This is a genomic window from Kribbella endophytica, assembly GCF_054781295.1.
Window position 1 is genome coordinate 196,433 of record NZ_BAAGUR010000007.1, and the last position, 21,663, is coordinate 218,095.

The 21,663-nt window shown below is 69.9% G+C and carries 22 protein-coding genes; 10 read left to right on the forward strand and 12 right to left on the reverse strand.

Features of this window, described 5'->3' with window-relative positions:
- Window positions 1-277: 277 nt before the first annotated feature.
- From ACYVIO_RS40695 to ACYVIO_RS40710, 4 genes are all read left to right on the forward strand, one after another.
- A complete protein-coding gene (locus tag ACYVIO_RS40695; protein ID WP_460656359.1) occupies window positions 278-694 on the forward strand; it encodes a YciI family protein in 417 nt (138 codons plus the stop codon).
- Window positions 694-1,887: an RNA polymerase sigma factor gene (locus ACYVIO_RS40700; RefSeq protein ID WP_460656360.1), complete on the forward strand. Its 1,194-nt coding sequence runs from the start codon at window positions 694-696 to the stop codon at window positions 1,885-1,887. Before ACYVIO_RS40695 ends, ACYVIO_RS40700 begins: the two co-directional genes overlap by 1 nt.
- 72 nt (window positions 1,888-1,959) lie before the next feature.
- Complete coding sequence (locus tag ACYVIO_RS40705; protein WP_460656361.1) at window positions 1,960-2,487, forward strand: ArsR/SmtB family transcription factor; 528 nt, start codon at window positions 1,960-1,962, stop codon at window positions 2,485-2,487.
- On the forward strand, window positions 2,484-3,719 hold the full coding sequence (locus tag ACYVIO_RS40710) for an MFS transporter (protein ID WP_460656362.1): 1,236 nt from the start codon (window positions 2,484-2,486) through the stop codon (window positions 3,717-3,719). The genes ACYVIO_RS40705 and ACYVIO_RS40710 overlap by 4 nt, the downstream gene beginning before the upstream one ends.
- 51 nt (window positions 3,720-3,770) lie before the next feature.
- On the opposite strand, the gene ACYVIO_RS40715 is transcribed toward ACYVIO_RS40710, so the two are convergent.
- The 4 genes from ACYVIO_RS40715 to ACYVIO_RS40730 are packed head-to-tail and all read right to left on the reverse strand — an operon-like array spanning window position 3,771 to window position 7,498.
- Entirely contained in the window at window positions 3,771-4,904 is a 1,134-nt protein-coding gene (locus ACYVIO_RS40715) for a D-alanine--D-alanine ligase family protein (RefSeq protein WP_460656363.1), read from the reverse strand.
- Window positions 4,905-4,962: 58 nt separating this feature from the next.
- Window positions 4,963-6,105 carry an NAD(P)/FAD-dependent oxidoreductase gene (locus ACYVIO_RS40720; RefSeq protein WP_460656364.1) on the reverse strand — a complete coding sequence of 381 codons (1,143 nt, stop codon included), beginning with the start codon at window positions 6,103-6,105 and terminating at the stop codon, window positions 4,963-4,965.
- The gene (locus ACYVIO_RS40725; RefSeq protein WP_460656365.1) at window positions 6,105-6,296 is read right to left on the reverse strand and encodes a ferredoxin; all 192 of its coding nucleotides are present in this window, start codon (window positions 6,294-6,296) and stop codon (window positions 6,105-6,107) included. Before ACYVIO_RS40725 ends, ACYVIO_RS40720 begins: the two co-directional genes overlap by 1 nt.
- A complete protein-coding gene (locus ACYVIO_RS40730) occupies window positions 6,296-7,498 on the reverse strand; it encodes a cytochrome P450 (RefSeq protein WP_460656366.1) in 1,203 nt (400 codons plus the stop codon). Before ACYVIO_RS40730 ends, ACYVIO_RS40725 begins: the two co-directional genes overlap by 1 nt.
- A gap of 74 nt (window positions 7,499-7,572) precedes the next feature.
- Between ACYVIO_RS40730 and ACYVIO_RS40735 the strand changes: the two genes are divergently transcribed.
- Together ACYVIO_RS40735 and ACYVIO_RS40740 are read left to right on the forward strand one after the other, a co-directional pair.
- Window positions 7,573-8,172, forward strand: coding sequence for a TetR/AcrR family transcriptional regulator (locus ACYVIO_RS40735; RefSeq protein ID WP_460656367.1), 600 nt, complete (start codon window positions 7,573-7,575; stop codon window positions 8,170-8,172).
- A gap of 152 nt (window positions 8,173-8,324) precedes the next feature.
- Window positions 8,325-9,431, forward strand: a complete 1,107-nt coding sequence (locus tag ACYVIO_RS40740; RefSeq protein ID WP_460656368.1) for a trans-sulfuration enzyme family protein — start codon at window positions 8,325-8,327, stop codon at window positions 9,429-9,431.
- An 80-nt stretch (window positions 9,432-9,511) separates the two neighbouring features.
- Here ACYVIO_RS40740 and ACYVIO_RS40745 read toward each other — a convergent pair whose 3' ends face one another.
- Both ACYVIO_RS40745 and ACYVIO_RS40750 read right to left on the reverse strand, forming a co-directional pair.
- Entirely contained in the window at window positions 9,512-10,669 is a 1,158-nt protein-coding gene (locus ACYVIO_RS40745; protein ID WP_460656369.1) for an MFS transporter, read from the reverse strand.
- Entirely contained in the window at window positions 10,666-11,442 is a 777-nt protein-coding gene (locus tag ACYVIO_RS40750) for a DeoR/GlpR family DNA-binding transcription regulator (protein WP_460656370.1), read from the reverse strand. The genes ACYVIO_RS40745 and ACYVIO_RS40750 overlap by 4 nt, the downstream gene beginning before the upstream one ends.
- Window positions 11,443-11,508: 66 nt before the next feature.
- On the opposite strand from ACYVIO_RS40750, the gene ACYVIO_RS40755 reads away from it, so the two are divergent.
- Entirely contained in the window at window positions 11,509-12,675 is a 1,167-nt protein-coding gene (locus ACYVIO_RS40755; RefSeq protein ID WP_460656371.1) for an MFS transporter, read from the forward strand.
- Between the two features lie 95 nt (window positions 12,676-12,770).
- Here the strand turns inward: ACYVIO_RS40755 and ACYVIO_RS40760 are convergent, their stop codons facing one another.
- Window positions 12,771-13,442: a FadR/GntR family transcriptional regulator gene (locus tag ACYVIO_RS40760; protein WP_460656372.1), complete on the reverse strand. Its 672-nt coding sequence runs from the start codon at window positions 13,440-13,442 to the stop codon at window positions 12,771-12,773.
- Between the two features lie 43 nt (window positions 13,443-13,485).
- Here ACYVIO_RS40760 and ACYVIO_RS40765 point away from each other — a divergent pair, with 43 nt between their 5' ends.
- Window positions 13,486-14,664, forward strand: a complete 1,179-nt coding sequence (locus ACYVIO_RS40765) for an MFS transporter (protein ID WP_460656373.1) — start codon at window positions 13,486-13,488, stop codon at window positions 14,662-14,664.
- A gap of 241 nt (window positions 14,665-14,905) precedes the next feature.
- Here ACYVIO_RS40765 and ACYVIO_RS40770 read toward each other — a convergent pair whose 3' ends face one another.
- Both ACYVIO_RS40770 and ACYVIO_RS40775 read right to left on the reverse strand, forming a co-directional pair.
- The gene (locus tag ACYVIO_RS40770; protein WP_460656374.1) at window positions 14,906-15,913 is read right to left on the reverse strand and encodes a sugar phosphate isomerase/epimerase family protein; all 1,008 of its coding nucleotides are present in this window, start codon (window positions 15,911-15,913) and stop codon (window positions 14,906-14,908) included.
- A 64-nt stretch (window positions 15,914-15,977) separates the two neighbouring features.
- Window positions 15,978-17,066, reverse strand: coding sequence for a Gfo/Idh/MocA family protein (locus ACYVIO_RS40775; protein ID WP_460656375.1), 1,089 nt, complete (start codon window positions 17,064-17,066; stop codon window positions 15,978-15,980).
- A 77-nt stretch (window positions 17,067-17,143) separates the two neighbouring features.
- Between ACYVIO_RS40775 and ACYVIO_RS40780 the strand changes: the two genes are divergently transcribed.
- Entirely contained in the window at window positions 17,144-18,289 is a 1,146-nt protein-coding gene (locus tag ACYVIO_RS40780) for an ROK family protein (RefSeq protein WP_460656376.1), read from the forward strand.
- Here ACYVIO_RS40780 and ACYVIO_RS40785 read toward each other — a convergent pair.
- The 3 genes from ACYVIO_RS40785 to ACYVIO_RS40795 are packed head-to-tail and all read right to left on the reverse strand — an operon-like array spanning window position 18,279 to window position 20,973.
- A complete protein-coding gene (locus ACYVIO_RS40785) occupies window positions 18,279-19,190 on the reverse strand; it encodes an aminoglycoside phosphotransferase family protein (protein WP_460656377.1) in 912 nt (303 codons plus the stop codon). The genes ACYVIO_RS40780 and ACYVIO_RS40785 overlap by 11 nt on opposite strands.
- The gene (locus ACYVIO_RS40790; RefSeq protein ID WP_460656378.1) at window positions 19,187-20,191 is read right to left on the reverse strand and encodes an NAD(P)H-dependent glycerol-3-phosphate dehydrogenase; all 1,005 of its coding nucleotides are present in this window, start codon (window positions 20,189-20,191) and stop codon (window positions 19,187-19,189) included. Before ACYVIO_RS40790 ends, ACYVIO_RS40785 begins: the two co-directional genes overlap by 4 nt.
- Complete coding sequence (locus ACYVIO_RS40795; RefSeq protein WP_460656379.1) at window positions 20,188-20,973, reverse strand: lysophospholipid acyltransferase family protein; 786 nt, start codon at window positions 20,971-20,973, stop codon at window positions 20,188-20,190. Before ACYVIO_RS40795 ends, ACYVIO_RS40790 begins: the two co-directional genes overlap by 4 nt.
- Before the next feature lie 16 nt (window positions 20,974-20,989).
- Between ACYVIO_RS40795 and cofC the strand changes: the two genes are divergently transcribed.
- Window positions 20,990-21,658 (forward strand): 2-phospho-L-lactate guanylyltransferase, encoded by a 669-nt coding sequence (gene cofC, locus ACYVIO_RS40800; RefSeq protein WP_460656380.1) that lies wholly within the window; start codon window positions 20,990-20,992, stop codon window positions 21,656-21,658.
- Window positions 21,659-21,663: the final 5 nt, after the last annotated feature.

The window sequence follows — 21,663 nt, forward strand, 5'->3', positions numbered from 1 at the left end:
GCAGCGCGGCACTCGGACGCCGGGTGAACCCGGAAGCTGTTGCACAGATGGATGCGGCAGCTCCGCTCTCGAACGCAGGGCTGGCCCCGGAAGCTGTTGCACGGCTGGATGCGGCAGCTCCGCTCTAGAACGCAGGGGTGCCCGGGTAGTTGCTGCACGGCTGGATGCGGCAGCTCCTTCTTTCCTCCCGCGAAGCATGTCCGGTTCCGCGTGGGGGCGTCGACCTAGGGGGTGAGAGGCGCCACAGTGGTGTCACTCGCTGACCGAGGAGACGAGCATGAAGTACATGATCCTGAGCTACGCGTCGCAGCAGGACTACGACGGGATGGCGGGGAAGGACACCGGGAAGCCGGCGTGGACCGAGGCGGACTTCATGGCGATGGGGGCGTTCATGGAGAAGTTCAACGCCGACCTGGCCGAGTCCGGTGAGCTGGTGGAGACCCGCGCGCTCGCGGCGCCGGTGCTGACTCGGCGGATCGGGTCGAAGGACGGCGAGTCGGTCGTCACCGATGGCCCATACGCCGAGACGCAGGAGGTGCTCGCCGGGTACTGGATCGTCGAGTGCGACTCGTTCGACCGGGCGGTCGAGATCGCCTCGCGGCTGGGTGACACGCCGGCGCCCGAGTTCGTCCGTGCGACCGCGTACGCCGACATCCGCCCGGTCGTCGAGGGACGCGACGACCTGATCGGCTGATGGAGCAACCGATCGAGGACCTGCTGCGTGAGCTTGCGCCGCGGGTCCTCGGGGCGCTCGTACGCCGGTACGGCCACTTCGACACCGCCGAGGACGCCGTCCAGGAAGCCCTGCTCGCGGCCGCGAAGCAGTGGCCGCAAGAGGGGCGACCGGACAACCCCCGCGCCTGGCTGATCACCGTCGCCTCGCGCCGGCTCACCGACCTCCTTCGAGCCGAGCAAGCACGGCAACGCCGGGAGGAGCAGTGGACGACAATCCCCCAAGAGCCCGTCACCGACTCCGACGACACCCTCATCCTCCTGTTCCTCTGCTGCCACCAGGAACTGTCGCCGTCGTCGCAGATCGCGCTGACCCTGCGCGCGGTCGGCGGTCTCACGACCACCGAGATCGCCCGCGCGTTCCTCACCACCGAAGCGACGATGACGCGCCGGATCACCCGCGCCAAGCAGACGGTGAAGTCCAGCGGCGCGCGCTTCTCGCTGCCGCCCGATCACGCGGACCGCCTCAGCGCCGTACTGAAGGTCGTCTACCTCATCTTCACCGAGGGCTACGCGAGCACGACCGGCCCGGATCTGCATCGCGTCGAGCTCACCGCCGAAGCGATCCGCCTCGCCCGCATGCTGCACGGCCTGCTCCCCGACGACGCCGAGGTCATCGGCCTGCTCGCCCTCATGCTCCTCACCGATGCCCGTCGCCCCGCTCGCACCGGCCCGTCCGGCGAACTGATCCCGATGGACGAACAGGACCGCACTCTCTGGATCCGCCCGGCGATCGACGAAGGCATCGCCCTGATCACAGCCGCCCTTCCGAAAGGCCCCCTCGGCCCGTACCAGCTCCAGGCCGCCATCGCCGCCGTCCACGACGAGGCGCCCACCGCTGCCGAGACGGACTGGCCGCAGATCGCCGCCCTGTACGGCGTACTCCTGCAACTCACCGACAACCCCATGACCGCCCTCAACCACGTGGTCGCCGTAGCCATGGCCCAGACCCCAGCCGCCGGTCTCGAACTCCTCGCCACCATCGACACCGATCCGCGGCTGACCAGCGACCACCGCCTGTACGCCGTACGCGGGCACCTCCTGGAGATGTCCGGCAATCCCGCCGACGCCCGCGCCGCCTACGAGCGTGCCGCCGAACTGGCCACGAGCCTCCCGCAGCAGCGCTACCTCAACAAGAAGCTCGCCAACCTCTGACTCCCCAATAACTCTTTGACAGTCGAGCTGCGGCAGAGCATCATTCCCCCCAAGACTTGTTGGGGAGTGAGAATGACCGAAGAAGACCTCAAGGACCTGCGCGCCGTGGCCCATCCGGTCCGGCTGCGCATCCTGTCCCTGCTCACCGGTACGGCGATGAGCGCCGCCGAGGTCGCCCGCGAGCTCGACCTGACCCACGCGAACGCGTCGTACCACCTCCGCCTCCTGCACGAGTCGGGCTCGCTGGTCGAGGCCGGCGAGGAACGCATCCGCGGCGGCATCGCCAAGCGCTACCGCTACCCGCACGAGAACCGCGGCAAGACCCCCAAGCACACGGTCACGAAGAGCCGGATCCCCGAACTGCGCGCCCTGGCCCGCGAGATCGAGCGGCGCCTGCCCCTGCGCAAACGGACCGGCCGCAACCACTTCAGCGACATCGAGGCCTGGGTCCCGCCCGAGGTCCACGAACGCGCCCACGCCCTACTGATGGAGGCCTCCGCGTTGTTGCACGACAACAACCAACCACCCCGTACGCCGGGAACAGCGCACGTCAGCGCCTCCACCTGGATCTTCGAGATGACCCGCAGGGCGCGATCATGAGCGGCGCCCTCGCCCCGCTCCGCGAGGCGAACTTCCGTTACTACTGGATGGCTCGCCTGGTCGACCGGGCCGGTACGACGATGGCCGGCGTCGCGCTCGCGTTCGCGGTGCTCCACGTCAGCGACTCGCCCGGCGCCCTCGGCACGGTGCTGGCCGCTCACAGCATCCCGATGGTCATCTTCTTGCTGGCGGGCGGCGTGATCGCCGACCGGTTCGGCCGGACCCGGGTGATCCAGACGACCAACATCGTTTCCGGCCTCAGCCAGCTGGCGATCGCCGGCCTGGTGATCTCCGGCACCGCCGAGATCTGGTACCTCGTGGTGCTGAGCGCGATCAACGGCACCGCCACCGCGGCCGGAATGCCGGCGCTCGTCGGCGTGCTCCCCCAGCTCGTCCCGCGCGACCAGTTGAAGGCGGCGAACCTCGTGGTCGCCGTCCCCGAGAACGCCCTGATGGTGCTCGGTCCGGCCCTGAGCGGCGTCCTGGTCGTCGTGGTCGGACCGGGCTGGGCCCTCGCGGTCGACGGTGCGACGTACCTGCTGGCCACACTGATCCTGACCCGGGTCCGCATCCCGCGCCCGGCCGAAGGACACGCGAGCAAAGGCTTCGTCGCCGATCTGCGCGAAGGCTGGACCTACTTCCGTACGACGACCTGGCTCTGGGCAGTGGTCGCCTCGTTCTCCCTGCTCAACGCGATCACCAGCGGTGCGTTCAGCACCCTCGGCCCGGTGCTCGCCACGCAGACCGACATCGGCGAGGCCGGCTGGGGTCTGATCCGGTCGGCCCAGGCGGTCGGGTACCTGGTGTGCTCGCTGATCCTGATCCGGCTCGCGTTCCGCCGGCCGCTGCGCTGGGGAATGCTCGCGGTATCCCTGTCGGGCGTACCGCTGCTCGTGCTCGGGTTCGAGCCCATGCTCGTGACGGCGATGGTCGCGACGTTCGTCGCCGGGATCGGCAGCCAGATCTTCAACCTGGGCTGGGACCTGGCGATGCAGGAGCACGTGCCGGAGGAGATGCTGTCGCGGACCTATTCGTACGACATGCTCGGCTCGTTCGTGGCGATCCCGCTCGGCCAGCTGGCGTTCGGCCCGCTGGGCCTGGCCGTCGGCATCCAGCCGGTGATGATCGTCGCCGGCTTCGCGTACATCGTCATCGCACTGGTCCCGCTGGCGTCACGCTCGGTCCGCAACCTCCCCCGCGCGACAACCCCGGCGGGCGAAACAGTCAGTTGACGAGACCGACCCGAAGGCGGGCCCCGGTCAGCGGGGCCCGCTCAGCTCGGATCAGCGCAAACCGGTCGGCCGGGTCTGGGCCAGTGTCAGCAGCCGGTCGACCAGGGCCGGGTAGTCCAGCCCGGACGCCGCCCACAGCCGCGGGAACATGCTCGTCGGAGTGAACCCCGGCATCGTGTTGATCTCGTTGATGACGACCCGGCCGTCGCCGTCGAGGAAGAAGTCGACCCGCGCCAGCCCCTCGGCCTCGATCGCGTCGAACGCGGTCAGCGCCTTCGCCCGGATCTCCGCCACGACCTCGTCCGGAAGCTCGGCCGGCACCGACAGCGCCGTGTACTCCTCGCCCTCCGGCAGGTACTTGGTCTCGAAGTCGTAGAAGTCGTGTCCACCACCGGAGATCGAGATCTCGCCGCAGACACTCGCCTCGGGCAGACCACCGTTCAGCCCACCGAGTACGCCGACCTCGATCTCGCGCGGGTTCTTCACCGACGCCTCGACGATCACCTTCGGGTCGTGCGCGCGGGCCTCGGCGATCGCCGCGTCCAGCTCGTCGACGGACGACACCTTGCTGATCCCCAGGCTCGACCCGCCACGGGCCGGCTTCACGAACACCGGGAAGCCCAGCTCCTCGACCGCCGCCCGGCAGGCCGAGGGGTCACGCAGCCAGTCGCGGTCGCGGATCACGACGTACGGACCGACCTCGAGCCCGGCCGCAGCGAAGACGACCTTCATGTAGTGCTTGTCCATCCCGACCGCGCTGGACAGTACGCCGGACCCGACGTACCGGATGTCCGACATCTCCAGCAGACCCTGCAGCGTGCCGTCCTCACCCCAGGGTCCGTGCAGCAGCGGGAAGACCACGTCGACCTCGCCGAGCGTGCTCGGTACCTGGTCGGGCTCGGTGACGACCAGCTCACGATCGGCGCCGAACAGCACCGGCGCCGCTGTCACGTCCACCTCCGGGAGCTTGCCGTCGGTGATCGACAGCCGGTCCGGGTCGCCGCTCTCCAGCACCCAGTGTCCCGACGTCGTGATCCCGACCGGGACCACGTCGTACTTGTCCCGGTCGATCGCCTGCAGCACGTTGGCCGCGGTGACGCAGGAAATGGCGTGCTCGCTCGACCGGCCACCGAAAACGACGGCAACGCGGGGCTTGCTTTTTTCGTCCCTCGAGAACTCACTCACCGGCTCGACGATAGCGTCACCGCCGACCGATCCTGACCGGGGTTTGGTAAAGATCCCTTCAGATTGCTGTCAGTAGCGCCCGTTCGGACCGCAGCTCGCGGGGCATGTTCCAGCCCAGTACGGCGCTCACGCGACCGCCGGAAACGTAGTGCGCGAGAAACTTCCGCGCGCCCGGATCGCCTTGTACGACGACCAGTCGCGCGTCCGGCGGGACGACGCCGTAGACCTGGATGCGCGCGTCGTACTGATCCGTCCAGAAGTACGGCACCGGATCGAACCCGATCTCCTGCCCGGCGATCCGGCGCGCCGCGCAGACCGCCTGCTCGGTCGCGTTGAACCGGTGCTCCAGCCGCAGCGACATCCCGAACCGCGCGCTCGTCCACCGCGCCACGTCCCCCGCCGCGTGCACTCCAGCAGGCGCCTCTTCGCACAGCACGCCGTCCTCGCACGGCAACCCAGATGTAACCAACCAGTCGGTTGCCGGGCGAGAGCCTACGGCCACCAGTACGGCGTCCGCCTTGACGACGGACCCGTCAGCCAGCTCGACACCCTCCACAGCCGACTCGCCGAGCAGCCGCGTCACACCAGACCCACCAAGCACTCGTACGCCGTTGGCCGCGTGCAGCTCGGCGATCATCCAGCCCAGCTCGGCACCCAGCTGCACAGCCATCGGAGCGGGAGCCAGGTCGACCAGCGTCACCTCGCACCCGAGCTGCCGAGCCGCAGCGGCCGTCTCCGACCCCAGGAAGCCAGCTCCGACAACCACTACCGACGAGGCGTCGACCAACGACTTCCGCAGCGCCACCGCGTCGTCCAGCGTCCGCAGCACGTGGACGCCGTCCAGGTGATGGCCCTCCCGAAGCCGCAGGGGCTGCACGCCGGTAGCCACGACCAGGTGGTCCCAGCCGACCTCCTCCCCTGTCGCCAGCTCGACGACTCGTCGCGAGAGGTCCAGCCCGGCAGCACGCGACCCGAGCCGCAGGTCGATGCCCTGCTCGGCGTACGTCGTACCGGGTCCGAAGCTGGTGCGTTCGGCCGGCCAGCTGCCGAGCAGGACCTGTTTCGACAGCGGCGGGCGGTCGTACGGGAGGTGCGGCTCGTCGCCGATCACCGTGATCGGTCCGGCGAAGCCCTCCCGGCGCAGCGTCTGTGCGGTCGTGGAGCCCGCGGCTGAAGCTCCGACGACGACTACCCGCTCCATCACTCGCTCAGTGCGATCGCCCGGGCCGGACAGAGCAGCGCGGCCTCGCGGGTCGCGTCGTACTCGTCGGCCGACGGCTCACGCAGCAGTACGGCGACGCCGTCCTCGTCGCGCTGGTCGAACACCTCCGGCGCGGCCAGCACGCACTGACCGGCCGCGACGCAGCCCTCTTGGTCGATCTCGACGTTCATCAGTTCGCCTCCCAGGTCACCGGCAGCTCGGCCAGCCCGTAGACCAGCGCGTCGTGCTTGAAGCGGATCTCCTCGAACGGGACCGCCAGCCGCAGCGTCGGGATCCGCCGGAACAGCCGGGTGTAGACCTCGATCAGCTCGACCCGCGCCAGTTGTTGCCCGAGGCACTGATGCGGTCCGAACCCGAAGGCCAGGTGCGCGGACGCCTTGCGGGTCAGGTCGATCCGGTCCGGGTCCGGGAAGACGCTGGTGTCGCGGTTCCCGGCGGTGATCGCGGCGATCAGGTACTCGCCCGCCTTGAGCGTCTCGTCGCCGATCGGGATGTCGTCGAGCACGTGCCGGAACAGTCCGAACTGCACGACGGTCAGGTAGCGCAGCATCTCCTCGACCGCGGCCGGCGCGATCTCCGGGTGCTCGCGCAGTTGCTCCAGCTGCTCCGGGTTGCGCAGCAGGGCCAGCGTGCTCAGGCCGATCATGTTGGCCGTCGTCTCGTGGCCGGCGATCAGCAGCGTGATGCCGATCGACACCAGCTCGGGCACGGTCAGCGGTGTGCCCTGGTCCTCGGCCCGGGTGATCAGCCGGCTCAGCAGGTCGTCCGCCGAACGGTCCTCCTGCTTCGACATGACCAGCCTGGCCATGTACTGCTGGAGCTCCTCGCTGGTCTCCAACTGCTCCTGCTGGGTCCGCTTCACCGAGAGCAGCAGCGCCGACCAGTGCTGGAACTGGTCGCGGTCGTCGTACGGGACGCCGAGCAGCTCGCAGATGACCAGGGACGGGATCGGCAGCGCGAACTGCTCGACCAGGTCGACCGGACCGCCGGCAGCGAGCATCTGGTCGAGGTGCTGCTCGACCAGGTCGACGATCCGCGGCCGTAGGGCCTGCACGCGCTTCACGGTGAACTCGGCGGTCAGCAGGCGGCGCAGGTGCGCGTGGCGCTCGCCGTCGTTCTGCAGGATCGAGCCGGAGTCGACCTCGCGCTGCAGGTCCGCGTGCGGGGACATGTGGGCCGAGGGAGCGGAGCGGGAGCTCAGGTTCGGGTTGCTGAGCACCTCGCGCACTTCGTCGTACCGGCTGACGACCCAGGCGTCGACACCTAGCGGGGTGGACACCTTGGTGGGCTGCTCGCCGGCCAGCAGGTCGGTGTAGCCAGTGGCGGGGTCGAACGGGCACCCGGTCGGCCGGATGTGAGGAAAGGCAGTCATCGAACCTCCATAATCTGACAGTGACTACCATATGACCGTAAGTACTGCTTTTCAAAAGGAAGTACGTTAGGGCGATGGGGCTTCGTGAGCTGAAGCGGGAACGAACCCGCCGGCTGATCTCGGACAAGGCTTTCGAGCTGTTCACCGATCACGGCTTCGGCCGGACCACGGTGGAGCAGATCGCCGCGGCGGCCGAGGTCGGGCCGAGCACGCTCTACCGCTACTTCCCGACGAAGGAGACGCTCGTTCTCGAGTTCGTCGAGAACAGCCTGTTCGGCGCGCTCGACTGGTTCCGCGAGCAGCCCGCCGACCTGGACGTGCCGGACGCCCTGGAGCAGGTCATCGCACGGGTCCTCGACCAGATCGAGAGCAATCCCGAGCGCGTCCGCGCCGTCTACGAGCTGGCCGGCCAGACGCCTTCACTGAGCGCCCACCTGACCGACGCGATCTGGCGCTGGCGCAAGGAACTCACCGTCGAGCTCGTACGCCGAGAAGCCGGCGACGGCACTCCCCTGACCGCCAAACTCGCCGCCGGCACCACGATGAACATCATCGAGATCGTCGTCGAAACCTGGGTCGACCACCCCGAAGGCCCCACGGTCAAACAGCTCGCCGAAGAAACCCTCCACCTCTTCCGCGACAACGCGATCCCCCTCCCCCGGGCTCCTCACTAACCCCCGCCCGCCTCCACCAGAGCCCCGCGAAGCGTGGGCCCCGGGCGCGCCCGCCCCTCCCCCTCCCCCTTTCTCCCCCGCCCGGAGGGCGGGGGATGTCCGGCCGGCGAACCCTCCTCCGATCACGCGCCGACTGTTGGCACAATCCCCGCATGACCTCTGATCTGGATCCGTCGACCGTTGTCGTGCATGCCGGACGTCCCGAGCGGGTGCCGAACGCGCCGCTCGGCGGGTCACCCGTGTTCAGCTCGACGTACATCGCCGGCGGTGACCGCGGCTACGGGCGGTTCGACAACGACGCCTGGGCCGCGCTCGAGGAGACCCTCGGCGAGCTCGAAGGTGGTCGGGGCCTGACCTTCGCCTCCGGCATGGCCGCCGCGGCAGCGGTGATGGACCTCGTCCCGGTCGGCGGTCTGGTGGTCGCGCCGCAGCACGCCTACAGCGGCGTACTGGGTCTGCTCGACCAGCAGGCAGCGACCGGCCGACTGAACCTCCAGCGCGTCGACATCGCCAACACCGACGAGGTCTCAGCAGCAGTCGAGAGCGCCGACCTCCTCTGGATCGAGTCGCCCACCAACCCCGCGATGGAGGTCGCCGACCTCCCCGCCCTCTGCGCGGCAGGCCGCGCGGCCGGCGCGCTGATCGTGGTCGACAACACCTTCGCCACTCCCCTGCTGCAGCGCCCGCTGACCTTCGGCGCCGACCTGGTCATGCACTCGGCGACCAAGTTCATCGCCGGCCACTCCGACGTCCTGCTCGGCGCGATCATCACCGCGAACGACGACCTGTGGACCACCCTCGAGTCCAAGCGCCGCAACCTCGGCGCGATCCCCGGTCCGATGGAGGCCTGGCTCGGCCTGCGCGGCCTCCGCACTCTCGCTCTCCGCCTGGAGCGCGCCCAGTCGAACGCCGCCTTCCTCGCCGAGCGCCTGCTCGAGCACCCGCGCGTCAGCCGAGTCCGCTACCCCGGTCTCGCCGACGACCCGGGCCACGAGCGCGCCAAGGCCCAGATGTCCGGCTTCGGCGCCATCCTCGCCATCGAGCTCGGCGGCGACGCCGACGGCGCCCAGCGCGTCTGCGAGTCCACCAAGCTCTGGGTCCACGCGACGAGCCTCGGCGGCGTCGAGTCCATGCTCGAACGCCGCCGCCGCTGGCCCGCCGAGGTCCCCACGATCCCGGCCGACCTGATCCGCCTGTCCGTCGGCATCGAGCACCCGGACGACCTCTGGGCCGACCTCGACCAGGCCCTCAAGGGCTGACCCGTACGACGCCCGCCTGGGTCCCGTACGACGACCGCCCAACCCGTACGACGCCCGCCTAGGCCCGGTACGCCGACCGCCTAGGGCTTCGGCTTCCGCAGGACCGGCGCACCGATCACCGTCACCACGCACAGCACCACCGGCAGCACGAACGCCACGTTCAACGGCATCCAGTGCGCCAGCCCACCGATCAGCGCCGGTCCGGCCAGCAACCCGACGTACCCGAGCCCCACGACCCGAGCCATCAACGCACCCGAAGCCCGCGGATCCAAGTTCCCCGCCGCCGTGAACAACTGCGGCACGCCGCCGGCCAGCCCGAGCCCGAACAACGCCCAGCCGACCAGCCCGACCGCGACCCACGGGCTGACGATCACGATCGTCAGTCCGACCGCGGCCAGCGCAGCGCCGTACCGGACGATCGCCATCGCCCCGATCACCGCGGCCACCCGATCCGTCGCGAAGCGCCCGATCGTCATCGCGACGGCGAACGCGCCGTACGCGTAGGCCGCCGTACTGGTCGAAGTCCCCAGCACGTCGCGGAACTGCAGCGCCGCCCAGTCGTTCGCCACGCCCTCGGCCAGCATCAGCCCGAACGCCAACCCACCAAGGGCCCACACCAACTTCGCCGGCGGCTTGCTCGACGACAGCTCCTCGTGCTCCTCCGGCACGTCCGCCTCGATCAGGAACCGGCTTGCCGCCAGCGACACCACGACGAGCAGAACCCCGCACGCGCCCAACGTCACCTCGGTCGGTACGTCGGCGCGCAACGTCATCGCCCCGATCAACGCCGCGATCGCGCCGCCGATCGACCACATCGCGTGGAACGCCGCCATGATCGGCCGCGGATAGGCGCGTTCGACCACCACCGCGTGCGCGTTCATCCCGACGTCGAGCGACCCGTTGGCGAACCCGAGCACCATCAACGTGAGCCCGAGCGACCACCACGAATGCGTCAGTCCAGGCCCGAACAGCGACAGCCCGAGCAGCACCCCAGACGCCGGCACCAGCCGCCGCTGTCCCACTCGGTCGGCCAGCGGCCCGGCCACCTGCATGCCGAGAAACGCGGCCCCACCGAGGACGAGCAGCAGGAGCCCGAGCGTGCTGTGGGTGATCCCCGTCGCGTGCTCGATGTTCGGGATGTGCACGACCCACAGGCCGATGGCGAAGCCGTTGACGCCGAAGTACACCCAGGTCGCGATCCGGGCCGCCCGCGGTGGGGCGGCGACGAGCGTGCTCAAGAGTTCTGGTCCTCTCCGGCCACCTGGACGATGACGCCACGCTCGGCGAGCGCGGCCCTCTCGTCCATCGGGGCCGACGGGTCGGTGATGATCAGGTCGGGTCGGTCAGCCGGGCAGACGTAGGCCAAGGCCGCCCGGTCCCACTTCGCGCCGTCGACGAGCGCGATCGAACGAGTGGCGACGGCGAGCGCCTGCAGCTTGACCTCGGCGTCGCCCAGGTCGAAGGCGGTCAGCCCGCTCTCCAGGCTGAACGCGCACGGACTCAGTACGGCGACGTCGAAGCGCAGCGCGCGCAGCGAGGCGAGCGTCAACGGCCCGACCAGCGCCTGCTCGCCCTTGCGCGGCTCGCCGCCGGGCAGCAGCAGCCGGATGCCCGGGTTGTCGACGAGCTCCTGGGCGATCTGCAGCGACAACGGCATCACGGTCATCGTCCGGCCGCGCAACTGGCGGGCGACCTCGAGCGCCGTCGTACCGCTGTCGAGAATGATCGAGTCGCCGTCGCGGAGCTGGTCCACAGCCGCCGCGGCGATCGCCTGCTTGGCCTCGATCGCGGCTGTCGAACGCGCAGCGAACGGCGGCTCGACACCGGCCGGCATCGACGAGACGGCACCGCCGTGGACGCGCTTGAGCACGCCCTGCGCGGCCAGGTAGTCGAGGTCGCGGCGCACGGTCATGTCCGAGGCGCCGGTCAGCTCGACCAGTTCGGCCACCGCGATCCGGGGCGCGCCCTGCAGCCGTTCTACGATGACACGCTGACGCTCGGCACTCTTCACGGCATCGAATCTAACATTTCTGTCTGTGCGTTCAAACATTCCACCTGTTGATATGGACTCCCCTTGATGATCGACGAGGTTCGGCGCGCCCGCATCGCGGTGGCTGTCGTGTTCTGCGTGCACGGCGCGGTGACCGGGTCGTTCGCGACCCGCGTGCCCTGGATCCAGGACCACGCCGGAGTGAGTCCTGGCCAGCTCGGCCTGGCGCTCGCGTTCCCGGCGCTCGGGGCGGCGATCGCGATGCCGCTGGCTGCCCGGGTCAGTCACCGCTTCGGATCCCGTACGGCGTTGCGCGGGCTGCTCGCGCTCTGGACGCTCGCGCTGATCCTGCCGTCGCTCGCGCCGAACCTGGTCGCTCTGTGCGGCGCCCTGTTCGTGTACGGCGCGACCGCCGGGATGGCCGACGTCGTGATGAACGCGATCGGCGTCGAGGTCGAGCACCGGATGGGGAAGTCGATCATGTCCGGGCTGCACGGGATGTGGAGCGTCGGCGCCCTGATCGGCTCCGGGATCGGGACGGTCGCCGCGCACCTCGAGATCAGCGCGCAACTGCACCACCTGGTGATGGCCGTCGTCCTGACCGTGCTCGGCGCGATCGCCTGCCAGTACGTGCTCAACCTCCACCCGACCGAGGAGGAGGAAGCGCCGCCGCACTTCGCGCTGCCGCCGAAGTCCGCGCTGCTGATCGGCGCCGTCGGGTTCTGCGCGGTCTTCGCCGAGGGCGCGAGCCTGGACTGGTCGGCCGTGTACCTGGAGGACGTGCTCACCACCTCGGCCGGCGTCGCCGCCGGTGCGACCACGGGCTTCGCGTTGACGATGGCGATCGCGCGGCTCGTCGGCGATGCGGTGGTCGATCGGTTCGGCGCGGTCCGGACGGTTCGCGTCAGCGGAGTGATCGCCACGGTCGGCGGCGTACTCGTCGTACTGGCTCCGCATCCGGCGGTCGCCATGGCCGGCTTCGGCCTGCTCGGCCTCGGCATCGCCGTCGTGGTTCCGCTGGCCTTCGCCGCGGCGGGCAAGGCCGGACCCAACCCCAGCCAGGCCATCGCTGGCGTCGCCACGGTCACCTACGCGTCCGGCCTGGTCGCGCCGTCGATCATCGGCGGCATCGCCCAGGCCAGCAGCCTGACGCTGTCGTTCATCGTCGTCACCGTCCTCGCGACCGGGCTGGCATTCTTCGCCCCGGTCCTCGCACCTCGCCGCTCCACTCGCACCCCCGACGCCCACCACTGACCAACGAGGCCGAGCCACACCGATTCACGCTCACGCCCTCCGCGAAACCGGCGGAATCGGGAGGTTGGACAGTGGTGGAGATCGACCCCGACGACCTACTGGCCCTGCCGGACGGTCTCGATCAGCGCGTACGACGCTCGCGCGGCGGCGTCCGGGTCGCCGGCCGCGATCGCTTCGAACACGTCGAGGTGCGCCGCGCGCAACTGCGGGTGCTCGGGGAAGCTCGCGGACTGCTCGATGGACTCGACCAGGAGCCCGGCCATCGCGTCGTACAAGCGGAGCAGGATCGGGTTGCCGGAGGCCTCGACGACGCCACGGTGAAACGCGGTGTCGGCGACGACGAACGCCTCCAGGTCACTCGCGTCGTGAGCGACATCGCGCGCCTCGACAGCCGCGATCAGGCCCTTGAGCCGGTCGGCACTCGGCCGCTGCGCAGCCAGTCGGGCAGCCGCCGCCTCGATCCCCGCGCGGGCGTCGAAGACCTGGTCGAGCGACGACAGGTCGTCCCTCAGGAGCACGCCGCTGATCTCGTCGGTCGCGCGAACGTACGTGCCGTCGCCAACGCGCGGTTCCAGCAGTCCGGTCAGGCTCAACGACCGCAGCGCCTCGCGCACGGTCCCCCGGCTGACTCCAAGCTCCGCCGCGAGCTGATTCTCCCCGGGAATCCGCGTGTCCCGCGGCCACTCCCCGGACTCGATCAACGCCCGGAACTGATCCGCGACCTGTTGCACCAAGGGCACCTGCCGCACCGGCCCATTCAATGACATAGTCTGTAAATGTAGGACATCTTCACGAGAGAGGGAAGCACCAGTGGCTCTGTCAGCCGAACCGGTCGCTCGGCAGTACTCACCACTGGTCACCGCGACCGCTTTCGTCGTCGCGCTCAGCCTCCGCCCGGCGCTGACCGCCGTTGGGCCCGTGCTCCCGAGAATCGGCGTCGACCTGCACCTCGGCGAAGGCATGCTCGGCCTGCTCGGCACGCTCCCGCTGCTGGCCTTCGCGTTCGCCTCGCCCCTCGTCCATCTCCTCTCCCGCCGCTTCGGGATGGAACGGACGGTCTTCGTCTCCCTGCTCGTCCTCGCCGTCGGTACGGCGGCCCGCCCGTACACCGGCCTGGCCGGCCTGTGGATCGGCACGGTGGTGGTCGGCGCCGCGATCGCCGTCGGCAACGTGCTCGTCCCGGTGATCCTCAAGCGCGACTACGCCGCCAACGTGTCCCGCGCGACCGGCGTCTACACCGCGTTCATCACCGGCGGCGCCGCGATCGCGTCGCTCGTCGCCGTACCGATCGCCAATGCCGCGGGCTGGCGGCTCGCGCTCGCGATCTGGGGCGGTCTCGCCGTACTGGTCGCTCTGGTGTGGCTTCCGCGGACGATCTCACCGGCTCCGGTCCCAGCAGCGCCGACGACCGACGAAGCACCGCCGGTCAGCGTGTGGCGGCAGCCGATGGCCTGGCTGGTCACGTTCTACATGGGCCTGCAGTCGACGAGCTTCTACCTGCTCGTGAACTGGCTGCCGACGATCGAGATCTCAACCGGCGTCTCCGAACGGACGGCCGGCGTGCACATCTTCCTGTTCCAGGTCTTCGGCCTGATCGGGGGCCTGAGCATCCCCTGGCTGATGAAACACCCGACCAACCAGCGCCCGGGGACGATCACCGCAAGCCTGCCGATCCTCGTCGCGCTGCTCGGCCTCCTGCTGCTCCCCCAGCTCGCGCTGCTCTGGGTCGTGCTCGCCGGCCTCGGCCAAGGTGCCGCCCTGGTCGCAGCACTCTCGCTGATCAGCATCCGAGGCCGCAGCCACCACGAGACGACTCAGTTGTCCGGCATGGCCCAAGCCGTCGGCTACTTGCTGGCCGCCGGCGGTCCGGTCGCCGCCGGCCTCATCGCAGAACACACCGGCGGCTGGGACACCACACTGATCGTGTTCGCAGCCCTGGCGGCAATCCAACTCACGCTCGGCTTCGCCGCCGGCCGCGACTCCCGCTGAGACTCGTCGCCCGCGCCACCACCCGGCAAGAGCAGCAATCGGCGCCAACTACTTGCAAGCCCAGCCTCAGCCGCACCTACAAGTAGTCCGCCCGCCGCAGCTACTAGCCGTCGCGGCGCCCACCTACAACCACTTGCAGGCCCAGCCTCAGCCGCACCTACAAGTAGTCCGCCCGCCGCAGCTACTAGCCGTCGCGGCGCCCACCTACAAGTAGCTGTAGGCGCCGCGACTACTTGGTCTGTTACTTGTCCGTCGAGAAGGCCGCGTCGAACGCAGCCTCCGGCTTGTCGAAGGCCAAGTTGCGGATCACGTTCACAGCCTCCGCAGCGCCGACCTTGCGCTCCATCCCCGCGTCCTCCCACTCGACCGAGATCGGACCGGCGTACCCGATCGAGTTGAGTACGCGGAAGCAGTCCTCCCAGTTCACGTCACCGTGGCCGGTGGAGTAGAAGTCCCAGCCGCGCCGCGGGTCGCCCCACGGCAGGTGCGAGCCGAGCCGGCCGTTGCGCCCGCCACCGGTCCGCATCCGGGTGTCCTTGCAGTCCACGTGGTAGATCCGGTCCTTGAAGTCCCACAGGAACGCGACCGGGTCGATGTCCTGCCACACCATGTGCGACGGGTCCCAGTTCAGCCCGAACGCCTCGCGGTGCCCGATCGCCTCGAGCGCCAGCGTCGTGGTCCAGTAGTCGTACGCGATCTCCGACGGGTGCACCTCGTGCGCGAACCGCACGCCCTCGGCGTCGAACACGTCGAGGATCGGGTTCCACCGGTCGGCGAAGTCCTGGTAGCCGGCGTCGATCCGATCGGCCGGTACCGGCGGGAACATCGCGACGTACTGCCAGATCGACGACCCGGTGAAGCCGATCACCGTGTCGACGCCGAGCTTGGCGGCTGCTCGCGCGGTGTTCTTCAGGTCGTCGGCCGCACGCTGCCGCACGCCCTCGGCGTCACCGTCGCCCCAGACCCGGCCGGGCACGATCGCCTGGTGCCGGAAGTCGATCGGGTCGTCGCAGACCGCCTGGCCGACCAGGTGGTTCGAGATCGCCCAGACCTTCAGGTTGTACTTGTCCAGGATGTCCTTGCGGGTCTGGACGTAGTTCGGGTCGTCGATCGCCTGCTGGACGTCGAAGTGGTCACCGGAGCAGGCGATCTCGACGCCGTCGTAGCCCGCCGACGAGGCGAACTCGCAGACCTCTTCGAACGGCAGGTCGGCCCACTGGCCGGTGAACAGGGTGATCGGGCGTGGCATCCGCGGTGCTCCTCAAAGTAACGGTGTTGTCTTCCATTGGGGATGATCCGGTACGACGTACTGCCTAGTCCTCGACCTCGACCCACGCGGAGTCGGTGGCGGCCGAGCGCAGGACGGCGTCGACCAAGCGGGCAGACCGTGCGCCGGCGGCGAAGTCCGGAAGTCCGTCCGGACGGTCGCCACCGCGCACGGCCGCGTAGGTGTCCGCGACGAACGAGTCGAACGCGTCCTGGTAGCCCTGGGCGTGACCGGCGGGCAGCCGGTTCACGCGGGCCGCCGGCGGGCTCAACGTGTCGGGATCGCGGGTGAGCAACTGGCTGGCGGCGCGGTGGCCGACCCACAGGCGGTCCGGGTCCTCCTGGTCGAAGCCGTAGCTCGACTCGGTGCCGGAGACCTCCAGGTACAGGCGGTTCTTGCGACCGGCCGCGACCTGGCTGACCACGACCGTGCCGACCACTCCGGCCTCGGTGCGGAACTGCGCCGTCGCCAGGTCCTCGGTCTTGACGTCCACTCCCCCACGCTGCGACCGGACAGTCCGGGTCTGCGCGCTGACCGCGGCGATCCGGTCGCCGGTGACGAACTCGGTCAGGTCGCACCAGTGCGAGCCGATGTCGGCGAAGGTCCGCGACGGGCCGCCGGCTGCGTCGTCCACACGCCAGTTGTCGTCGTCCGCTCCGGCCAGCCAGTCCTGCAGGTAGCTGCCGTGCAGGCTGGTGACCATCCCGGCGTCACCGGCCGCGATCCGGGTCCGCAGCTCGCGGACCATCGGGTGGTAGCGGTAGACGAACGGCACGGTGGCGACCAGCCCGGCCTCCTGCGCGGCCGCGACGAGCCCGGCGGCGTCCTGCGCGCTCGTGGCCAGGGGCTTCTCGCAGACGACGTGCTTGCCGGCTTCCAGCGCCTTCAGCGTGACCGGGAGGTGCGTGCTGTTCGGCGTACAGACGTGGACGAGATCGATGTCGGCGGCCAGCAGGTCGTCGAGGGTCTCGAAGCCCTGCTCGGCTCCAGTCGCCTCGGCCGCGGCCTTCGCGCGCTCCGGGCTGGAGCCGATCGCGCCGACGATCCGCGCACCACCGACCAGCGCTGATCGGCCATGCACCCGGCCCATGAAGCCGCCACCGATGATTCCGACCCTGATCTTGTCTGTGGACACGCTCGGGACGCTATGTGACACTTTTGAACCCTGTCAAGCAAAAGTCCGCCGACCACCCGACGAAAGTGCGTACGCCGATGAGCGACCTCAGCACCAGCGCCGCCGAGGCGGGTCCGCTGCTGCGGTTGCTGCTCGACGGTCAGCCGCGCACGCGCGCCGAACTGATCGACCTGAGCGGCCTCGCCCGGTCGACCGTCACCGGGCGGATCGAGGCGCTGCTCGCCAGCGGGCTCGTCGTACCGTCGGGCGAAGCCGCATCGACCGGTGGTCGCCCGCCGGCGCGCTTCCGCTTCAACCCGTCAGCGCGACTCGTCCTCGCCGCGGACGTCGGCGCGACGCATCTCTCGGTCGCGTTGACCGACCTGACCGGAACGCTGATCGGCAGTCAGACGCTGCCGCTCAACATCGCCGAGGGACCCGAGACCGTACTGGGCGCGATTATCCAGACCGGCCGGGCGTTGTTGACTGCGGCCGGCCGCTCCCCCGCCGACCTGGCCGGCACCGGCGTCGGCCTGCCCGGCCCGGTCGAGCACCGCACCGGCCGCCCGAACCACCCGCCGATCATGCCCGGCTGGGACTCGTACGACGTGGTCGCGCGCCTCAGCGCCGACCTCCCCGGACCGGTCCTCGTCGACAACGACGTGAACATCATGGCGCTCGGCGAACACAGCACGGCGTACGCCGACGTCGAGCACCTGCTGTTCGTGAAGGTCGCCACCGGCATCGGCGCCGGCGTCATCAGCGGCGGCCGTCTGCACCGCGGCGCCCAGGGCGCAGCCGGCGACATCGGCCACGTGCAAACCCCCGGCCGTACCGACCTCTGCCGCTGCGGCAACCACGGCTGTCTGGAAGCCGTAGCCTCCGGCACAGCAATCGCCGCGGCGTTGACCTCGTCAGACATTCCAGCAACTTCAAGTCGGGACGTCGTCGACCTGGTCCGCTCCGGCAATCCCACAGCTACTCAACTGGTCCGCCAAGCCGGTCGGGAAATCGGCTCCGTGCTCGCGACCGCCGTCAGCCTGCTCAACCCGTCGGTCATCGTCGTCGGTGGTTCCCTCTCGCTGGCCGGCGACAGCCTCCTGGCCGGCATCCGCGAGACCATCTACGCCAGGTCGTTGCCCCTGGCCACCACCGAGCTCCGCGTCGTACCGTCGCAGACCGGCACCCAAGGCGCCCTCCACGGCGCCGCCGCCCTCGTCCTGCAGCACACTCTCACCAGCTGACGGCCAGCTCGTCCACGAAGGCCATCGCCCGCTCGAGCGCCGGCCCTCCCCGCGCGAAGCCGAACCCGTGCCGGCGACTCCAGTAGACCGCCAGCACCAACCGCAGCTGCGCCCATCGCCGAACGCGCTCAGCGTCGACCTCGGCCGCCTCGGCGAACACGTCCAACTCGCGCCGCAGCACCTTCACCGGATCATCGGCCGTCATCAACGCCCGCGCCCGCGGCCCGACCAACCGCCCGGCGTCGTACGCCGGATCGCCCACCCATCCCTTCGGATCGATCGCGAGCCAGTCCTCCCGCTCACCCCGCAGGACGTTCCGCGGATGCAGATCCCCGTGCACCACGAACTCCGGCTGATGCCGCCCCAACTCATCCACGACCGCCAGCGCCGCATCCACCACCGACCTCGGCAACACCTCCGGGAAGTCCTTCGAGCCGGCCAGAAGCTCGTCGACCCAGCGGTCGGCCTGGTCCCGCAACCGCGGCATCCTCGCCGGACCAGGAACAGCCAGCCGACGGCACAACCGCCCGGCCGCCGCAGCGATCTCGTCACCGTCCTCGAGATCCGCAAGCCGCGCAGGACCCGCCCGCTCGAGCAGCATCGCAAACCGCGAGTCGTCACGCTCGTGCAGCAGCACTGCGCCCTTCCCACCCCACGCCGCGAACGCATCCGGCTCGTGCGCGTTAGCCGGATGGGGAAAGGACACCTTGAGCACCGCAGGACCAGCGGTACGTCGTACGGGAACGATCAGACCGACCTCGCCGTGCATGCTCTCGCCGTCGGGCTCGCAGTTCCAGCGGGTCAGCAGCTCGTCGACGATCGCCGGCAGTTCGCCCAGCCAGGCTTCGCCTGCCTCTCCCTCGCGATCGATCGTCGAGCGGGTGAGACCGGCCGGGATCACCCCCAGCGCTCCGACTTCGCCGAGCGGGACACCAGGCTGAACAACATGTCCTTCGGCGTCATCTCGCCGGCGACGACCTTGGTGACGTGCTCGGCGATCGGCATCTCCACGTCGTGTTGGTGCGCCAGCTCGGAGATCGACGAGCAGGACTTCACGCCCTCCGCGACCTGACGCGTCGCGCCGGCGATCTCGGCGACCGTCATCCCCTGGCCGAGCTTCTCGCCAAACGTGCGGTTGCGCGACAGCGGCGACGAGCAGGTAGCGACCAGATCGCCGAGGCCAGCCAGCCCGGAGAACGTGTGCTCGTCCGCACCCAGCGCCGCACCGAGCCGCGCCGTCTCCGCGAGCCCTCGCGTGATGACCGAGGCCCGCGCGTTGTCACCAAAACCAAGACCGACAGCCATCCCGACCGCCAGCGCGATCACGTTCTTCGTCGCGCCACCGAGCTCGCACCCGACGACATCGTTGTTCGTGTACGGGCGGAACACCGGCGAGTGGCACAGCTTCTGCAACCGCGTCGCCGTCCCCTCGTCCGCGCACGCGACAACCGCGGCGGCGGGCTGGCCCTCGGCGATCTCGCGCGCGAGGTTCGGCCCGGAGACGACCGCGATCCGCTCCGGCCCGGCGCCGGTCAGCTCGGCGATCACCTCGGACATGCGCTTCGTCGTACCGACCTCGACGCCCTTCATCAAGCTGACCAGCGGCACGGCAGGAGGCAGTACGCCGGCCCAGTCGCGCAGGTTGTCCCGCAACGACTGGCTCGGTACGGCGAGCACGATCGCCTCGGCGCCGTCGGCCGCGGCGGCCGGGTCGTGCGTAGCGGTGATCGCCTCGGGCAACAGCAGCCCGGGCAGGTAGTCCGGGTTCTCGTGCCGGCTGTTGATCGCCTCGCACAACGACTCCCGCCGGCCCCACACCGACACCTGGTTGCCCGCCTGGGCGAGCACGGTCGCGAACGCCGTACCCCAGGACCCGGCCCCGAACACCGCTACTTTGGTCATTTGTTCTCCTCGTCCTCGGCCTTGGCCTTGCGCAGGTCGAACAGTTCCTTCGGCGGGGTCTGCCCGCGCAGCTCGCCGAGCCCGGCAGCGACCGTCCGCATGATCACCTCGGTTGCCTCGTGCAACAGCTCGTTGGTGATCGGCTGCCCGCGGAACGCGTCGAGGTCGACCGGCGGACCGGCCTTCACCCGCATCGTCTTGCGCGGCAGCAGCCCGATCCGGAGCTTCTTGCCGTACGAGTGGAAGACCTCCTGGGCGCCCCAGTTCGCGATCGGGATCACCGGGCAGCCGGTCATCAGCGCGATCCGGGCGGCGCCGGTCTTGCCGGTCATCGGCCACATCTCCGGGTCCCGCGTGATCGTGCCCTCGGGGTACACGCCCACGCACTCACCCCGCTCGACCGCGGCCACGGCGTCGCGGAACGCGTCGGAGGCCTGCGCGGATTCGCGGTAGACCGGGATCTGCCCGGCCGCGGTGATGATCCGCCCGGCGATCGGCAGCTTGAACAGCGACGCCTTGCCGAGCAGCCGCGGGATCCGCCGGCACTCCCAGGTGTAGAAGCCGAGCACGAACGGGTCGAAGTGCGAGATGTGGTTCGTCACGAACACCACCCCGCCCTGGCGCGGCATGTTCTCCCGGCCCTGGAAATCAGGCTTGGTGAACACGAGCATGAACGGCTTGACCAGCGCCACCACCAGCCCGAACCAGAACCCGCGCGGTGGGCGGGGATCGTGTTCCGGGCTGTTCACTGCTGCCTCCTGCTGGTCGTCGCCGTACGTCATGGGAGAATCCTGCCTGATGGAAGACGTACAGGTCGCTCCCTGGATCTTGGTGGTCCCGGTGAAGCGTACGGCGATTGCGAAGAGCCGGCTCGCTGCGGCCTACCCCCAGCACCGTCCGGAGCTCGCGCGCGCCTTCGCGGCCGACACGGTCGAGGCCGCTCTGGTCTCGCCGCTGGTGCGGACCGTCCTGGTCATCACCGACGACCCGCAGGTCGCCGCGGACGTCACCGCGGTCGGCGCTCGCGTCGTACCGGATCTGCCGGCGGTGGGCCTGAACGAAGCCCTTGAGCACGGAGCTGCCGTCGCTGCCGTCGAGTTCCCCGGGGCCGGCATCGCGGCACTGTCCGCCGATCTTCCGACCCTGCGTCCCGACGAACTGACCGCTGCTCTCGCCGCCTGCGTCGCCGATCGCAGCTTCGTCATCGACCAGCCCGGCACCGGTACGACGATGCTCGCGGCCGCGCCCGGCATCGCCCTCGATCCCCGCTTCGGCGTCGGATCCGCTCTGGCCCACCAGGCCTCAGGCGCCGTACCGCTGGATCTCGCGATTCCTTCCGTACGCCGGGACGTCGACACCGCGGCGGATCTCGCGGACGCCGTACAGCTGGGCGTCGGTCCACGCACAGCCGAGGTGATGTCGATCGTGCTCGGCGCCGTGATCGGCTCCGAGGGCCTCGCCTGCTAGTGCAG

Coding starts and splice junctions, on each gene's coding strand:
- ACYVIO_RS40770 (WP_460656374.1), bottom strand. CDS start 15,913: ATGCCACGCCCGATCACCCTGTTCACCGGCCAGTGGGCCGACCTGCCG.
- ACYVIO_RS40735 (WP_460656367.1), top strand. CDS start 7,573: ATGGGGCTTCGTGAGCTGAAGCGGGAACGAACCCGCCGGCTGATCTCG.
- ACYVIO_RS40700 (WP_460656360.1), top strand. CDS start 694: ATGGAGCAACCGATCGAGGACCTGCTGCGTGAGCTTGCGCCGCGGGTC.
- ACYVIO_RS40725 (WP_460656365.1), bottom strand. CDS start 6,296: ATGAACGTCGAGATCGACCAAGAGGGCTGCGTCGCGGCCGGTCAGTGC.
- ACYVIO_RS40790 (WP_460656378.1), bottom strand. CDS start 20,191: ATGACCAAAGTAGCGGTGTTCGGGGCCGGGTCCTGGGGTACGGCGTTC.
- ACYVIO_RS40710 (WP_460656362.1), top strand. CDS start 2,484: ATGAGCGGCGCCCTCGCCCCGCTCCGCGAGGCGAACTTCCGTTACTAC.
- ACYVIO_RS40760 (WP_460656372.1), bottom strand. CDS start 13,442: ATGTCATTGAATGGGCCGGTGCGGCAGGTGCCCTTGGTGCAACAGGTC.
- ACYVIO_RS40755 (WP_460656371.1), top strand. CDS start 11,509: ATGATCGACGAGGTTCGGCGCGCCCGCATCGCGGTGGCTGTCGTGTTC.
- ACYVIO_RS40720 (WP_460656364.1), bottom strand. CDS start 6,105: ATGGAGCGGGTAGTCGTCGTCGGAGCTTCAGCCGCGGGCTCCACGACC.
- ACYVIO_RS40695 (WP_460656359.1), top strand. CDS start 278: ATGAAGTACATGATCCTGAGCTACGCGTCGCAGCAGGACTACGACGGG.
- cofC (WP_460656380.1), top strand. CDS start 20,990: ATGGAAGACGTACAGGTCGCTCCCTGGATCTTGGTGGTCCCGGTGAAG.
- ACYVIO_RS40795 (WP_460656379.1), bottom strand. CDS start 20,973: ATGACGTACGGCGACGACCAGCAGGAGGCAGCAGTGAACAGCCCGGAA.
- ACYVIO_RS40705 (WP_460656361.1), top strand. CDS start 1,960: ATGACCGAAGAAGACCTCAAGGACCTGCGCGCCGTGGCCCATCCGGTC.
- ACYVIO_RS40780 (WP_460656376.1), top strand. CDS start 17,144: ATGAGCGACCTCAGCACCAGCGCCGCCGAGGCGGGTCCGCTGCTGCGG.
- ACYVIO_RS40730 (WP_460656366.1), bottom strand. CDS start 7,498: ATGACTGCCTTTCCTCACATCCGGCCGACCGGGTGCCCGTTCGACCCC.
- ACYVIO_RS40740 (WP_460656368.1), top strand. CDS start 8,325: ATGACCTCTGATCTGGATCCGTCGACCGTTGTCGTGCATGCCGGACGT.